Origin of the sequence: Haladaptatus halobius, from assembly GCF_020618475.1 — an archaeon.
In the GTDB taxonomy this organism is placed as follows: domain Archaea; phylum Halobacteriota; class Halobacteria; order Halobacteriales; family Haladaptataceae; genus Haladaptatus; species Haladaptatus halobius.
Map to the genome: position 1 here is coordinate 158,926 of NZ_CP085335.1, position 14,605 is coordinate 173,530.

The following is a 14,605-nucleotide window of genomic DNA, read 5'->3' on the forward strand; positions in this document are numbered from 1 at the left end:
CGCCCGAAACTGACGAATCCGGTCAGCTTTCATGCGTCTGCACGCTCACCTCGCCGTCTTCGACGGTTGCGACGAGCATCGTCGCCTTTCGAGCGGGAGCCGCTCCGGTCGCGCTCCCCGGATTGAGCAGGCGCACGCCGTCGACCGCGTCATCCATCACCTCGTGCGTGTGCCCGGCGATGCCGACCGCACCGACCCCCGACCCGTCTACCGACTCCCTCGCCGCCTCTCGAACCGTCTCCGCGACCCGGTCTCGATACCCCCGTTTCGGCCCGGTTCCGTGCGTCACGACGAACGCGACGCCCTCTATTTCGAGCGTCGCCACCTCGGGTAACTGCAACGAACGCGGGTCGGTGTTTCCGGCGACCGCGGTGAGGTTGCCGTCCGTCAGTTCGTGCACCGACGCCAGCGCGTCCGCCGAGTCGAAGTCCCCCGCGTGAATCGTGTGGTCCGCGCGCTGGATTCTGGTTCGAACCCAGTCGGGGATGCGATTCGCACGCGAGGGGATGTGAGTGTCGCTGATGACGGCGACCCGGAGCATGGTCGTCGTTTCGACGTGCCGGGGGAAAAGCGTTCGAGGTCGTTTCGCCCAGAACGCTTTTTTCCCCGCTTTCGAAGACCCTCATATGGTTCGTCGCTCCCCTCGCCGCGATTTCCTTCGCGTCGCCGGTGCCGGTCTGCTGGCGATGGGGGGCGGTTGTAACGCCCTTCGGAGCAGTACCCGGTGGACGGTGGAACTAGACGGATTGCTCTCGCGCATCCCCGCCCAGTACGACGACGGACTCGTCGTCGGGAGCACGCACGTCGCCGACAGCGAACTCGGAACCGTCACGTTCGACGGCGAGTACGACCGGGTGACGAAACTCCCCCGAACCACCTCGTCTCCGGTACTCCGCGGGAACACGGCGTACGTCGAAGCCGACGGCGTCGTCTGCGAGGCGTCGTTGAACGCCGACGGCTTCGAGCGATTTGACACCGAGTACCTCTCGTTCGGCTGGTTCCCTCCGGCGATAGCCGGGTCTCGCATGTTCATCGCCGGATTCAGCGGCCGGGTGAAGAGTTTCGGCCTGTTCGCGCTCGACCTGGACGACCGGCAGGTTGCATGGCGACGCGCCTTCGGCGAGTGGCCGACGGCGGTCACGACCGACGGCGACGGCGTGTTCGTCAGCAGCTCCGCCGGCTACGTGCGAGCGTACGCCGCGGACGACGGCGAACACCGATGGACGCACGCCACGAGCGAGAACGCTCGTGTCGTCTGCGACCGCGGAACCGTCTTCGTCGCGTCGAACGACGGCGTGACGGCGCTCTCGCACGACGGGAGCGAACGCTGGTACAGGCGCGTCGTCGGGAACGCCGCGACGGTTCCGGCGGTGACGAAATCGACGGTGTACGCGGCGCTGTCGGTCGGTTCGGGCGGAAACCGGACGACGATGGCGGCGAGTCCGTACCTGTTCGCGTACGACCGTAAATCGGGGAGAAAGCGGTGGCGGAAGGCGCTTCCCGCGAGTCCTTCGACTCCTCTATCGGCCGTCGACGGGACGGTGGTCGTCGGAACCATCGACGCTGAAGGGGACGGGGATCTGCTTTCCGTCTACGACGAGGGCGGCGATCGACGACGGCGGTACGACGTCGAGAGCGGAATTCGGATGCGGCCGATGCTTCGCGGCGGGACGGTCGTCGCCGGTAGTTTCGACGGCGTCATCTCGGCGTACGAACTGTAGGTCGGCCGCTCGTCCACTCCGCTCCATCCCACAGGTTCAACTCCCGAGAGACCGACGATTCGACCATGGACGAAACCCACGTCGTCACCTGCTTCCTGCGTCACCGGGGCGAAGTACTCCTCCTCCGGCGAAGCGACGAGGTCGGATCGTACTCGGGTCGGTGGGGCGGCGTCGCCGGGCACGCGGAGGGCGACCCGGACGCTCTCGCGCGCGAAGAAATCGAGGAGGAGACCGGCCTGCTCGACGCTTGCGAGTTCGTTCGCTCGGGCGACTCGTTCGACGTGGTGGACGAATCGCTCGACGCGCGGTGGGTCGTCCACCCTTACCTGTTCGACAGCGCGAGTCGAGACGTGACGATAGACTGGGAGACGACCGAGGCGGCGTGGGTTCCGCCGACCGAAATCCTGCGGCGGGAGACGGTTCCCGACCTCTGGACGTCCTACGAGCGTGTCGCCCCCTCCGTCGAATCGATCGCCGAAGACGCCGAACACGGTTCGGCGTACATCTCGATTCGCGCCCTCGAAGTCCTCCGCGACGGAGCGGGAGCACTCGCCGTTCGCGGTGGCGATCGGGACGACGACTGGGACGAACTGGCCAGTCTCGCACGCGACCTGCTCGACGCCCGCCCGAGCATGGCAGCGTTGGAAAACCGGGTGAACCGTGCGATGGCCGAAGCGAACTCGGAAATGGACTCCGCGGAAACAGACTCCGCGGAGGCGAACTTCTCGGAGGCGGTCGAGCGATCGGCCGTCGACGAAATCGACCGCGCCTATCGCGCGGACGAGGAGGCGACCGAGGCGGCACGCGAGTTCGTCGCCGACATCGCGGTCCTCACGCTCTCGCGGTCGGGGACAATGCTCGACGCGCTCCCCGCAGCAGAGCGCGTCTTCGTCGCGGAATCGCGGCCGGCGTGCGAGGGCGTCGGCGTCGCGGAATCGCTCGCGTCCGAGACGGACGTGACGCTCCACATCGACGCCGCGACGGCGCACGTGCTGGCGACCGAGGAGGTGGATCGCGTGGTCGTCGGCGCAGATTCGGTGCTCTCGAACGGCGACGCGGTGAACAAGACCGGAACGCGGACGGCGGCGCTGGCGGCGAATCGCGAGGGCGTGCCGGTGTTCGTCGTCGCCGCGACCGACAAGGTGCGAACCGACGACGACCCGGCGCTGGAATCGGGCGACCCGGAGGCGGTGTACGACGGGGAGGCGAACCTGTCGGCGCTGAATCCGACGTTCGACGTGACGCCCCGCGACCTGGTGTCGGGCTACGCGACAGAGCGCGGCGTGCTCGGACGTGAGGAGCTATCGGAGGTGGCCGAGGAACTGCGCGAACTGGCCGAATGGGACGAGTGATAAGAGTCAAATTGCTCGGGTAGCTATCTCCGACCGGGCGGCGGTGACGAAAGTTACCCCCTCCGAGCCCCTTGTGACGAGGCCTTCTCCCGAGCCGCCCCGTTCCGAAGATTCAATCCATAGCCGCGAGTACCCATCTCCATGCAGATTTCCCATATCGGAGTTCACGAATCGGTCGGAGCCGTCTTCCCGCCCGAGCAACTCCGCGACGCGCTCTCGTCCATCGACTCGCGAGCGGTCGTCGTGGGCGACGATGTGGACGAACTGGCCGGGTGTGATGCCGTAGTTACGTTTGCCTACCGCGAGGAGTTTCTCGACGCCGGGATTCGGTGGGTACACTCGATTCAGGCGGGCTACGACCGGTTCCCGCTCGACGAGTTCGAGTCGGAGGGCGTCGTCCTGACGAACAGCACGGGCATCCACGGCACCAGCGTCGGCGAGACGGCGCTGGGGATGATGCTGTCGCTCGCCCGCCGACTGCACGCCTACGCCCGCCAACAGACGGAGCGTGAGTGGAGCCGTCCCGAGTGGGACGAAGCGTTCACGCTTCAGGACGAACCGCTGTGCGTCGTCGGTCTCGGAACGTTGGGGCAGGGAATCGCAAAGCGGGCGGACGCCGTCGGGATGCACGTCACGGGCGTCCGGCGCTCGGCGGAGTCAGTTCCGCACGTCAGCGAGGTGTTCGCCACCGACGACCTACGCGAGGCCATCGCGGATGCTCGGTTCGTCGCGCTGGCGACGCCCTTGACCGACGAGACGCGAGGGCTGATGGGCGACGCCGAGTTCGACGCCATGCGCGAGGACGCTTTCTTCGTCAACGTGGCTCGCGGGAAGTGCGCCGACGAGAGCGCCCTCGTCGCGGCCTTACAGGAGGGAGAAATCGCGGGTGCGGCCCTCGACGTGTTCGAGGAGGAACCGCTCCCCGACGACTCACCACTCTGGGGGATGGACGAGGTGCTCGTGACGCCCCACGCCGCCGCCGCGGAGATCGACTACTACCGGCACATCGCGGAGCTGGTGCGGGGGAACGTCCGACACATCGACGCCGGCGAGGAGTTGGTCAATCGGGTCGTGTAGAAGGGGTGAGGTTCCGCGCTCTCCGTGCCGAGGACGTGGGAGAGTCACCTACTCTCGGTTTCGAAATCGGCGCAACGCAGTCAGTCCGAGCACGGAGAGGCCGGCGGCGCCGAATCCGAATCCCGGTTGTTCCGTCGTCGACGCGGTCGATTCGTTCTTCGGAGCCGAGATCGCGCCGCCGGTTCCGTTGCCGCCGGGGGTGAGCGGCGGCGGATTCTCCTGCTCGCCGGCGCGATTCGGGAAGGTGTAGAGCGCCCCCTTCCCGTTGGCGTGCCGACCCATACTTCCGGCGACGAAGAAGTCGTCCGAGACGCGCTGGGCCGTCCAGAACGAGGTCTTCTTCGGGTCGCGCCACCACGCGAGTTCTCGCAGGTTCGCCGGGTCACTTATGTCGAACAGCTTCACACCGCCCTGATACCACGAGGTGTAGAGGCGGTCGCCCGCGATGTCGAAGTTGTGCGAGGTCGTCCACTGACCGGACGCCCCGGCCCCGCCGGTGCAATCGTGACACTTTCCGTGCGCCGACGCGACGCCGATGGGGAGGAGGTTCGGAAGTTGGAGGTCGTAGGTCGGGTCTTTCGACTCCGGTGCCGGAATCTCGGACAGTTTCTTTGGCTGTCGGAGGTTCGACACGTCCCAGAGTTCCATCCCGCCGGGGCCGTTGCCGCCCTTCCCGTCCGTGTCCCACGCCTCCTTGTTGCAGACCAGCAGCGACCCGTCTTCGTTCGTCCTGACGTAGTGGTCGTTGCCCGGCAGGCCGATGACGGTGTCGTGTTCCTTCTCCGACGGAATCTTTGCGAGTTCGTTCAGCGGTCGTCCACCGAAGTGCGCGAGATGGGAGGGGTTCTTTGGGTCGGACACGTCCACGACCCACATCCCAGCATCCCACTGCGCGAGGTACGCTTTTCCGTCCCGAACCCACACGTCGTGGAGCGACCGAACCCACGAGTCCACCTTCGACCAGTTCGAATCCGCGTCGAGCATCGACCACCGACCGACCTCCTTCGGGCTGTCGTTCGACGTATCCACCATCACGAGAGGGTTTCCGTCCCCGTCGTTGCCGGTGAGGTAGGCCATCCCGTCGGCGAACATCGCGTTGTGGATGGGGAACTCCGTCTCGTGAAACGCCACTCGCTCGGGGTTCGCCGGGTCGCTCACGTCGTACAGTGCGAACCCGTGGAGCACGTTGTCGCCGACCGGATTCGCCGGACCGGCGACGAGGAGACGGTCGCCGTCGACTTTCACGTCCCATATCTCCGAAAGTGGGCCCCCCGTCTTCCCGCTGAGCAAGTCGCGTCGCTCCGCCAACACGGTCGGGTTCGCCGGGTCGCCAATACCGACCGTCGCGAAGCCATCGGTCGAGGCAACGAAAGCGGTCTTCCCGTCGCTCCCGACGACCGCTTCTTTGGCGTTTCGGACGGCGACGCTGCCGAGCGGACGATACGGTTCGCGGGCGACACTCACACCGGACGCAAACAGAGTCGCGCTGCCACCCCCCACGGCGGCGGTACGGAGGAACTCTCGCCGTCGCATATCTCGATAATAGGGCGCGAGGAGAATAAAGGCGCGGGTGCCGAAACTAACGCACTTTCGATTGGTCTCCGGTGCCGTCGGTCAGCGCGCTCGCTATTGCGCCTTTCAGCACAACTTCGTCGCCGAGCGTCGTCAGTTGCACGTCCGGAACGTTGTTGAACACGAGGTCGTCGAGTCGCTCTCGAATCGGGTCGACGACCAGTTCCTCGTTGTTGAGCACCACGGCCCCGCCGAGGTAGACGACGATGGGCGCGTACGCCTGCGCGACGTTCGTCACGCCCACCGCGTTCCAGTGAGCGACCCGGTCGATGACGCGCTCCGCGAAGGCGTCGGTTTCTGCGTGGTCAAACACGTCCTTCGCCGAGAACTCCGGGTCGGAGAGCGGTAGGCTAGTCTCGACCGATTCTCCGTCCTCGGCGAGCATCCGAGCGTACTCGGGGATGTTGTTTCCCGAACAGTACGCTTCCCAGTGCCCGTCGCGCCCGCAACCGCAGGTGCGCCGCCCCCGCGAATCGACGACCATGTGGCCCATCTCGCCGGCGTTGCCGTCCCACCCGGAGAGGACGTTGCCGTCGACGGCGACGCCCGCACCGATACCGCTCGAAATCGTGATGTAGGCCATGTCGTCGGGGTTACGCTCGCTGTGAAATCGTTGCCCGATGACGCCCGCGTTGGTGTCGTTGTGGAGGTACACTCGGTCGCTGGCGATGAGCTTCCCGACTGGTCCCGTCAGCGGGATTCGGTCGATGGTGTCCGGCAGGTTCGCCGGATTCTCAACCGCCCCTTCGGCGAGGTCGAGCGGACCGATACTGCCGACACCTGCCGCCCGAAGCTCGGTCGGCTGGATGCCCGCGTCAGCACACGCCTCCCGCAAACTGTCGAGTACCGCTTCCGTGACTGCGATGCCGGCCGGACCCTGTGGCGTGTCGCAGTCGGTCGTGCTGACGACGTTGCCTTCCTCGTCGGCGACCGCCGCTCGGATGTTGGTCGCTCCCAAGTCTACGCCCGCGTAGTAGGCCATTATTCAGATGGACAGAGGTTATCGGGTACACTTAACTACAAGCATTTACTCGCCACCGAGTTCTATTCGTCCCACAGTCGCGGGAAAACATCGGACGTTGTGACGGTGGCGCGGGTTATCTCAATCATCTCGCACGAACGTCACCGGACAAGGCGCCGAGAGGATGACTTCCTGCGCGGTACTTCCGAACACCGCCTTCCCGGTGGGCGAGCGCTTTCGACCGCCAACGAAGACGCTGTCGGCGTTCACGTTCTCCGCGAGGTCCACGATGGTCTCGCCGTGTTCGCCCACGGCGCCGCGAATCGCGTACCCCACGTCCGCATCGTCCAGCGAGTTGGCGAGCGAGCGAATAGTCGCGTGTCGAGCCGCCACCTCGTCCGAGTTCGGCTTTCCGGAGGGGTCGTAGTCGAGCTGCTCGATCACGTCGTCGAACTCTTCGTCGGTGAAGACGTGCGCGAGCACCACTGTCGCTCCCGTCGGCCCGGCTACGTCCGCGACCGCGGACGCGAGTTTGTCGGTACGGTCTGCATCGCCCGGTCCCACGGCGAGCAGAATCGTCTCGATTGCCATGGTATCACCTTTCCACGCAGAATATTAAAGTTGGGGGCGTTAACTCGGAATTGAAAAAACGCGGACATCAAGATAGTTTATCCGGCACCTCCAAAGGGGACGCATGATCGCGCCAGATCTCGACGGACGAGTCGCACTGGTCACCGGAAGTTCGAAGGGCATCGGTCGGGAGCTACTCCTCTCGCTCGCCGACTGCGGGGCCGACATGGCGGTTCACTATCGGTCAAGCGACGAGACGGCGCGGGCGGTCGTCGAGAGCGCCCGTCAACGAGGCGCGGACGCCACGCTCGCGCAGGGCGACGTGACCGACCCCGCCAGCGTGAACGACCTCTTTTCGACCGTCGAAGCCGACCTCGGGTCGGTGGACGTGCTGGTGAACAACGTCGGCCCCTTCGCGCCCGACCATTGGGAGGAGATTTCGTTCGAGCGGTGGAACGCGGTGCTCCACGGAAACATCAACGGAACCTACCTCTGCTCGAAGCGGGCGCTCCCCGAAATGCGCGAACGGGGGTTCGGACGCATCGTCAACGTCGGCTATTCGAGTTCGGAGAAGGGACTGGTCAACCCCGAGAACACACCCTACTTCATCGCCAAGGCGGGCGTTCTAATGTTCACGCGGATGCTCGCCGCCGACACGCAGGACGACGGCATCACCGTCAACGCGGTCTCGCCCTACGTGGTCGAGAACTCCGACGTGTTCCCCGACGACCTACCGCGGGGGCGGCCCGCCCGATTCGAGGACGTGACGCAGGCGGTGCGCTTCTTCCTGGACGAGGACAGCAACTACCTGAGCGGCGTGAACGTCAAAGTCGACGGGGGCTGGCTGCCGGAGACGGTCTGAGTCCCGACGCCGTCCGACGTCCGTCCTCGTTCAGTTCCCCTCCAGCGCGTCGATGGCGACCGCGCCGACGACGAGCGCTGTGTTTGATATCGTTCCCGGATTGTCGATGCGGATGTCGTAGCGGTCGCGGATGGAGAACTGCCCCGCAATTTCGCCGATTGGTTCGCCGTCCGACGTCGTGATGGAGTACTTGTGCGGGATGAACGAGAGAACGTCGACGAGCGACCGCAGCGCTTCGAGCACCGCGCTCCGGGACGCGACTTCTGCGATCACGGTTCCGTCGGGACGCTTGATCGTCCAGCGGTGGTGGAAGAAGGTGAAGTTCTTGCTCAGCACCAGAATCGGTTCGTCCGACCCCTCTTCGGTGAGGACGTAGTCACCTGCTACGTCGAGGATGTTCTTCGCCTTCACCCGGAAAACGACGTTCCCGTCCGGGTCGAAAAACGGAAACTCCTCTTTCATCTTCATCATCTTCTGTTTCGACTTCAGGACGAGATTTCCGTCCGCGTCGTACACCTTGTACTTGTTCCGGAAGTGGCTCTGTTCGACCGTGTACTCGTTCCCGTCGAGGACGATGCCGCCGATGCCGTGCTCCCCGGTGATGTCTTCCATCGTGGTTGGTTTGCCGCGGGTTAGTATTTAAAATTGAGGGCGGTTCGGTTGCTCGAAGCGTCACTCGCTCCCGTCAGCGGGCAAATCGCCGGCGTCCACCTCGGCGCGGCGTCGAATCGCGCGTTCGATGAACTCCGGCGGGAGAGACTCTATCTCGCCCGCCTGCACCCGCCAGAGGTTCGCGTAGAGGCCGTCGAGCGCCAAGAGTTCGTCGTGTGTTCCGCGTTCGACCACGCGGCCTTCGTCCAGAACGACGATCTCGTCCGCGTCCTTGATGGTCGAGAGGCGGTGGGCGATGGCGAACGTCGTCTTCTCGCGGACGAGATGGGCGAGGCTGCGCTGGATGAGCGCTTCGGTCTCCGTGTCGACATGACTCGTCGCCTCGTCCAGCACGAGGATGTCAGGATCTTTAAGTATCGTCCGCGCGATGGAGAGGCGCTGGCGTTGGCCGCCGGAGAGTTTCACCCCGCGCTCGCCGACCTTCGTCTCGTACCCCCCCGGCAGATTCGTGATGAACTCGTGGGCTTCGGCGGCCTTCGCCGCCTCCTCTATCTCCGCGTCGGTCGCGTCGAACGTGCCGTATTCGATGTTCTCTTTCACCGTCCCGTAGAAGAGGAACGGTTCCTGACTGACGTAGCCGATGGCGCGCCGAAGGCTCCGGAGGTTCACGTCGCGGATGTCTGTACCGTCGATGCGAATCGCACCCTCGTCCACGTCGTACATCCGGAGCAGGAGTTTGAGGACGGTGGATTTGCCCGCGCCGGTCGGGCCGACCAGCGCGAGGGTGTCGCCGCGCCCGACGCGCAGATCGACGTGCGAGACGACCGTCTCGTCCGCGTAGCCGAAACTCACGTCGTCGTACTTCACGCGCGCGTCGGTGACGACCAAGTCGGGTGCCTCCGCGCTCGCTTCCAGCGACCCCTGCTCGTTCATCAGATCGAACACCCGCACGCTCGACGCCTTGGCCCGCTGATACATGTTGATGATCTGGCCGAATTGCGCCATCGGCCAGATGAACTGCTGACTGAGGACGATGAACGTGACGAACTCGCCCGGGTCGAGCGTCCCGGTGAACGGTCCCGGCGCTCCCGCGAGCAGCCAGAATCCGCCGACGCCGAAAGTGATGGCGAACCCGATTCCGGTGAGAACGCTCAGTCCGGGGAAGAACGTGATTCGCGTCCTGATGGCGTCCCAGTTGGCGTCGTAGTAGTTCCGGGAGGCGTCAGCGACGCGCTCGGACTCGTACTCCTCCGCCGTCTCCGTCTTGATGACGCGGACGCCCCCGAGGTTGTTCTCCAGTCGGGAGTTGAGCGCGCCGACACTCGCCCGCATCGCCGCGTACTTCGGCTGGATAGTTCGGACGAAGAGGTACGTGAACCCCGCGAGCAGCGGCACCGGCAGGAGCGCGACGAGCGCGAGCGAGGGGTTCAACGAGAACAGGAGCGCCCCGATGCCGAGCACCATCACGCCGATGCGGAGCGCCGAACTCAGGCCGTCGTTGAGGAACGTCTCCAGTTGGTTTACGTCGTTGTTGAGCACCGACATCAGTTCGCCGGTCTGCTTGCCGTCGAAGAAGTCCATGTCGAGCAACTGCATCGTGTCGTAGGTGTCGACCCGGAGCGTATGCTGGACGCCTTGGGCGAACCGATTCCAGCCCCACCCGGAAAGCCACGAGAAGACCGCGCCGACGAGAAACGACGCCGCGATGACGCCGATGGAGAGCCAGAGCTGACCGGTCGCCATCTCGGGAACCCACGCCGTCGGGAGCAGGGGGAGCCGAAACGGTCGCCGATTCAGGAATATTGCGTCGATGGCGAGTCCGAGGACGAACGGCGGGAGCAGCCCCGACAGGCGACCGAGCGTCGTCGCCACGATGCCGAGCGCAAACTCGACCGCGTGGCCGCGGCCGTACTCGGCGTAGAGCCGCCACATCGGGTTGTCCGTGGTCGGTTTTTGAACGTCAGTAAGTCGATTGAGTGCGCTGAATGGTATCACCTAGTTCGAAGGTTCTAGGCCTTCAGTGGCTTTGTGTGTTTAGGTACTCCCTTTCACTTTCACTCCGCTTTCGCCCGCAACCGACAGGCATACCCTCGTTCGGTGGCTGGCTGTGAATAGATGAGCAAGGACTACATCGAAGTGCGGGGGGCCGAGGAACACAACCTCAAAGACCTCGACGTTCGGATTCCGCGCGAGCAGTTCAACGTGGTAACCGGACTATCGGGGTCGGGGAAGTCCTCGCTCGCCTTCGAGACGGTGTACGCCGAGGGGCAGCGACGCTACATCGAGAGCCTCTCCGCCTACGCCCGGAACTTCCTCGGGCAGATGGACAAACCGCAGGTGGAGAACGTCGAGGGGCTGTCGCCCGCCATCTCCATCGACCAGAAGAACGCGGCGAACAACCCGCGCTCGACGGTCGGAACGGTGACCGAACTTCACGACTACCTGCGACTGCTCTACGCCCGCGTCGGCAATCCTCACTGTCCGCAGTGCGGGCAGGAGGTCGGCGAGCAGAGCGCCCAGAACATGGTTCGTCGGGTGCTGGATTTGCCGGAGGGCACGCGAGCGAAGATCGCCGCGCCGGTCGTCCGCGACCAGAAGGGTGCGTTCGCCGACCTGTTCGACGACCTCGTCTCGGACGGCTACTCCCGCGTCGAGGTGGACGGTGAGGAGTTCGACCTCACACTCGACCGCCCGGAACTCGACAAGAACTACGACCACACCATCGACGTTATCGTCGACAGGGTGAAAGTGAGCGAGGAGGCTCGCTCGCGCATCACCGACAGCGTCGAAACCGCGCTGGAGGAGGCCGAGGGCATCATGAAACTCGTCGTTCCCGACCCGCCGGAGGACGTGAACCTCGGCTCGGAAGCACGCTCGACGGGCGACCTCGCCGGGGAGGACGACGAGCGCCTCGTCGTGGAATTCTCCGAAGACCTCGCCTGCACGCACTGCGGCATCGATTTCCGCGAGATAGAGACGCGGAGTTTCTCGTTCAACAGCCCGCACGGTGCGTGCCCGGAATGTGAGGGTATCGGCGAGACGAAGGAAGTGGACGAACAGCTCGTCATCCAGGACCCCTCGAAACCGCTGAAGAATGTCTTCGAGCCGTGGAGCTACCAGCGCACGTACTACCGGCGACAGCTCGATTCGGTCGCGCGACATTTCGGCGTCGACCTGAACACGCCGTTCGAAGACCTCGACTCGGACGTTCGGGAGGCGTTCCTCCACGGAACCGACGAGGACGTGCTGTTCAAGTGGAACACGAAGAACGGTATCCGGCGGAAAGAACAGCCGTTCGAGGGCGTCATCCCGAACCTCGAACGCCGGTACGTCGAAACCGATAGCGACCGAGCGCGGGGTCACATCGAGGATTACATGGCCGTGACGGAGTGCCCGGCGTGTGATGGCACTCGACTGCGACCGCAGAGTCGGTCCGTGTACGTCGACGGCACCTCCATCTCGGAAGTCAACGGAATGTCCATCGGCGACGCCCTGGAGCACTTCGAGAACCTCGAGGCGAACCTCACGGAGCGCGAGAACCGCATCGCGGAGGAGATTCTGAAGGAGATTCGCGCTCGACTCGGCTTCATGGAGGAAGTCGGTCTCCAGTACCTCACACTCGACCGCGAAGCGTCGACGCTTTCGGGCGGCGAGAGCCAGCGGATTCGGCTGGCGACGCAGATCGGGTCGGGGCTGGTCGGCGTGCTCTACGTGCTGGACGAACCCTCCATCGGGCTTCACCAGCGCGACAACGACCGCCTGCTGAACACGCTCTGCGAACTGCGCGACCTGGGTAACACCCTCATCGTCGTCGAACACGACGAAGAGACGATGCGCCGGGCGGACAACGTCATCGACATGGGTCCCGGCCCCGGCAAGCGCGGCGGCGAGGTCGTCGTACAGGGCGACGTGGAGGATGTGATGGCCCACGAAGGAAGCCTCACGGGCGATTACCTCGCCGGGCGAAAGGAGATTCCTGTGCCGGACTCCCGCCGGGAGAGCGACACCTACCTCACGGTTCGCGGGGCGCGCCAGCACAACCTGAAGGAGTTGAACGTGGATATCCCGGTCGGGAAGTTCACCGCCATCACTGGCGTTTCCGGATCTGGCAAGTCCACGCTGATGCACGACATCCTCTACAAGGGACTCGCCCGCGAGATGAACAACAACACCTCGGTCGACCCCGGCGACCACGACGCCATCGAGGGGATGGACAAGATCGAGAAGGTGCGACTCATCGACCAATCGCCCATCGGTCGAACACCGCGATCCAACCCTGCGACCTACACCGGCGTCTTCGACTACGTCCGCGAACTGTTCGCCGAGACGAAACTCGCCAAACGCCGCGGCTACGAGAAGGGCCGCTTCTCGTTCAACGTGAAAGGCGGGCGCTGCGAGGAGTGTGGCGGACAGGGAACCGTGAAGATCGAGATGAACTTCCTTTCGGACGTGTACGTTCCCTGCGAGGAGTGCGAGGGCGCACGTTACAACGACGAGACGCTCGACGTGACCTATCGGGAGAAGACGATTTCCGACGTGCTCGACATGTCAATCGAGGAGGCACACGACTTCTTCGAGCACGACACGCGCATCCGTCGTCGCCTGAAGCTCCTGAAGGACGTGGGGCTCGACTACATGAAACTCGGCCAGCCGTCCACGACCCTCTCCGGCGGCGAGGCCCAGCGCATCAAACTCGCCGAGGAACTCGGCAAGAAGGACACGGGCGACACGCTCTACCTGCTGGACGAACCGACGACCGGTCTCCACCACGAGGACGAGCGCAAACTCATCTCAGTGCTCCAGCGACTGGCGGACAAGGGGAACTCCGTCGTCGTCATCGAACACGAACTCGACCTCGTGAAGAACGCCGACCACGTCATCGACCTCGGGCCGGAGGGCGGCGAGAAGGGCGGCGACATCGTCGCCACCGGAACGCCCGAGGAAGTCGCCCGAGTCGAGGAGTCCTACACCGGGCGCTACCTCCGCGACAAACTTCCCGCCATCGACCTCGACGGACCCCGTGCCGACAGATCCGCACCCGCCGCGATGGACGACTGAACGGCGTTCTACTCTTTCGAGGAATGGCAGGCTTACCCCGGAGAATCGCACGCTTAAATCCGAATATACTAATTAATTTGAAAATTACCGCCAGCTAAGCACTGGATAACAAAGTGTCGTCCGCGGTAATTTCGCACTCGTGTTACATTCGGGTGGCGATGGCATAGGCACAACAACGGATTGCGGGTCACAGGTGGCATGAGTTCGACTGATGGAACCCCCCAAGAACTGTCGGAAGATTTAATCTTCGACGTTCTTAAAAATCGACGGCGACGATACACGCTCCACTACCTCAAACAGCAGGGCCGCCCGGTCGAGCTAAGCGAGCTCGCCGAGCAGGTTGCGGCGTGGGAGCACGACACCACCGTCGAGGGTCTCTCCGCGAACGAACGGAAGTCAGTGTACACGTCTCTGTACCAGACGCATCTACCGAAACTCGCGGACGCGGGTATCGTGGATTACAACCAGAACAGGGGCGTCGTCGAGCTTTCGGGGAACGCGGCACAGCTGGAGGGGTACCTGCGCCCGCAGGACGAGTTCCCGTGGATTCGATACTACCTTGGTCTCGCCATCGTGAGTGCGATACTCGTCCTCGCGGACTTCCTCGGTATTCCGCCGTTTACCACGATACCGGACGAGATATGGGGTGTGCTCATCGTCGCCGCGTTCGCGCTCTCCGCGCTCGTCCACTATCTCCGGCGTCGACAACTCGGAATGGGGGAACGACCGCCGTCGGCGCGGTAGGGGAACCGCCGCGAAGCCGCGGTTTCCTTGAGACGAGAAAGAAGGTATTTGACCCACGGACAAGTAAGCGACCACA

The 14,605-nt window shown here is 64.4% G+C and carries 12 protein-coding genes; 6 read left to right on the forward strand and 6 right to left on the reverse strand.

The window, feature by feature from the left end:
- Positions 1-22: 22 nt before the first annotated feature.
- The gene (locus LIW51_RS00805; protein WP_227375367.1) at positions 23-541 is read right to left on the reverse strand and encodes a metallophosphoesterase family protein; all 519 of its coding nucleotides are present in this window, start codon (positions 539-541) and stop codon (positions 23-25) included.
- Between the two features lie 85 nt (positions 542-626).
- On the opposite strand from LIW51_RS00805, the gene LIW51_RS00810 reads away from it, so the two are divergent.
- The 3 genes from LIW51_RS00810 (at position 627) to ddh (ending at position 4,150) form a co-directional block, all read left to right on the forward strand.
- Positions 627-1,721 (forward strand): outer membrane protein assembly factor BamB family protein, encoded by a 1,095-nt coding sequence (locus LIW51_RS00810; protein ID WP_227375368.1) that lies wholly within the window; start codon positions 627-629, stop codon positions 1,719-1,721.
- A gap of 65 nt (positions 1,722-1,786) precedes the next feature.
- On the forward strand, positions 1,787-3,073 hold the full coding sequence (locus LIW51_RS00815; RefSeq protein ID WP_227375369.1) for an eIF2B alpha/beta/delta subunit family protein: 1,287 nt from the start codon (positions 1,787-1,789) through the stop codon (positions 3,071-3,073).
- 141 nt (positions 3,074-3,214) lie between these two features.
- Entirely contained in the window at positions 3,215-4,150 is a 936-nt protein-coding gene (gene ddh, locus LIW51_RS00820; protein ID WP_227375370.1) for a D-2-hydroxyacid dehydrogenase, read from the forward strand.
- Positions 4,151-4,198: 48 nt separating this feature from the next.
- Here ddh and LIW51_RS00825 read toward each other — a convergent pair whose 3' ends face one another.
- From LIW51_RS00825 to LIW51_RS00835, 3 genes are all read right to left on the reverse strand, one after another.
- Complete coding sequence (locus LIW51_RS00825) at positions 4,199-5,683, reverse strand: LVIVD repeat-containing protein (RefSeq protein ID WP_227375371.1); 1,485 nt, start codon at positions 5,681-5,683, stop codon at positions 4,199-4,201.
- Positions 5,684-5,729: 46 nt separating this feature from the next.
- Positions 5,730-6,704, reverse strand: a complete 975-nt coding sequence (locus LIW51_RS00830; RefSeq protein ID WP_227375372.1) for an ROK family protein — start codon at positions 6,702-6,704, stop codon at positions 5,730-5,732.
- A gap of 120 nt (positions 6,705-6,824) precedes the next feature.
- On the reverse strand, positions 6,825-7,274 hold the full coding sequence (locus tag LIW51_RS00835; protein ID WP_227375373.1) for a universal stress protein: 450 nt from the start codon (positions 7,272-7,274) through the stop codon (positions 6,825-6,827).
- 103 nt (positions 7,275-7,377) lie between these two features.
- On the opposite strand from LIW51_RS00835, the gene LIW51_RS00840 reads away from it, so the two are divergent.
- Positions 7,378-8,115 (forward strand): SDR family NAD(P)-dependent oxidoreductase, encoded by a 738-nt coding sequence (locus tag LIW51_RS00840; RefSeq protein WP_227375374.1) that lies wholly within the window; start codon positions 7,378-7,380, stop codon positions 8,113-8,115.
- 30 nt (positions 8,116-8,145) lie between these two features.
- Here LIW51_RS00840 and LIW51_RS00845 read toward each other — a convergent pair whose 3' ends face one another.
- Both LIW51_RS00845 and LIW51_RS00850 read right to left on the reverse strand, forming a co-directional pair.
- Positions 8,146-8,727 (reverse strand): LURP-one-related/scramblase family protein, encoded by a 582-nt coding sequence (locus LIW51_RS00845; RefSeq protein ID WP_227375375.1) that lies wholly within the window; start codon positions 8,725-8,727, stop codon positions 8,146-8,148.
- Between the two features lie 60 nt (positions 8,728-8,787).
- Entirely contained in the window at positions 8,788-10,659 is a 1,872-nt protein-coding gene (locus tag LIW51_RS00850; protein ID WP_227376696.1) for an ABC transporter ATP-binding protein, read from the reverse strand.
- Positions 10,660-10,842: 183 nt separating this feature from the next.
- On the opposite strand from LIW51_RS00850, the gene uvrA reads away from it, so the two are divergent.
- Positions 10,843-13,785 (forward strand): excinuclease ABC subunit UvrA, encoded by a 2,943-nt coding sequence (gene uvrA, locus LIW51_RS00855; protein WP_227375376.1) that lies wholly within the window; start codon positions 10,843-10,845, stop codon positions 13,783-13,785.
- Positions 13,786-13,983: 198 nt separating this feature from the next.
- Positions 13,984-14,529 (forward strand): DUF7344 domain-containing protein, encoded by a 546-nt coding sequence (locus tag LIW51_RS00860; RefSeq protein WP_227375377.1) that lies wholly within the window; start codon positions 13,984-13,986, stop codon positions 14,527-14,529.
- Positions 14,530-14,605 lie beyond the last annotated feature (76 nt).

What these genes read in the sequence shown, in the direction of transcription:
- LIW51_RS00805 (WP_227375367.1), bottom strand. Translation starts at nt 541, where the DNA reads ATGCTCCGGGTCGCCGTCATCAGCGACACTCACATCCCCTCGCGTGCG.
- LIW51_RS00810 (WP_227375368.1), top strand. Translation starts at nt 627, where the DNA reads ATGGTTCGTCGCTCCCCTCGCCGCGATTTCCTTCGCGTCGCCGGTGCC.
- LIW51_RS00815 (WP_227375369.1), top strand. Translation starts at nt 1,787, where the DNA reads ATGGACGAAACCCACGTCGTCACCTGCTTCCTGCGTCACCGGGGCGAA.
- ddh (WP_227375370.1), top strand. Translation starts at nt 3,215, where the DNA reads ATGCAGATTTCCCATATCGGAGTTCACGAATCGGTCGGAGCCGTCTTC.
- LIW51_RS00825 (WP_227375371.1), bottom strand. Translation starts at nt 5,683, where the DNA reads ATGCGACGGCGAGAGTTCCTCCGTACCGCCGCCGTGGGGGGTGGCAGC.
- LIW51_RS00830 (WP_227375372.1), bottom strand. Translation starts at nt 6,704, where the DNA reads ATGGCCTACTACGCGGGCGTAGACTTGGGAGCGACCAACATCCGAGCG.
- LIW51_RS00835 (WP_227375373.1), bottom strand. Translation starts at nt 7,274, where the DNA reads ATGGCAATCGAGACGATTCTGCTCGCCGTGGGACCGGGCGATGCAGAC.
- LIW51_RS00840 (WP_227375374.1), top strand. Translation starts at nt 7,378, where the DNA reads ATGATCGCGCCAGATCTCGACGGACGAGTCGCACTGGTCACCGGAAGT.
- LIW51_RS00845 (WP_227375375.1), bottom strand. Translation starts at nt 8,727, where the DNA reads ATGGAAGACATCACCGGGGAGCACGGCATCGGCGGCATCGTCCTCGAC.
- LIW51_RS00850 (WP_227376696.1), bottom strand. Translation starts at nt 10,659, where the DNA reads ATGTGGCGGCTCTACGCCGAGTACGGCCGCGGCCACGCGGTCGAGTTT.
- uvrA (WP_227375376.1), top strand. Translation starts at nt 10,843, where the DNA reads ATGAGCAAGGACTACATCGAAGTGCGGGGGGCCGAGGAACACAACCTC.
- LIW51_RS00860 (WP_227375377.1), top strand. Translation starts at nt 13,984, where the DNA reads ATGAGTTCGACTGATGGAACCCCCCAAGAACTGTCGGAAGATTTAATC.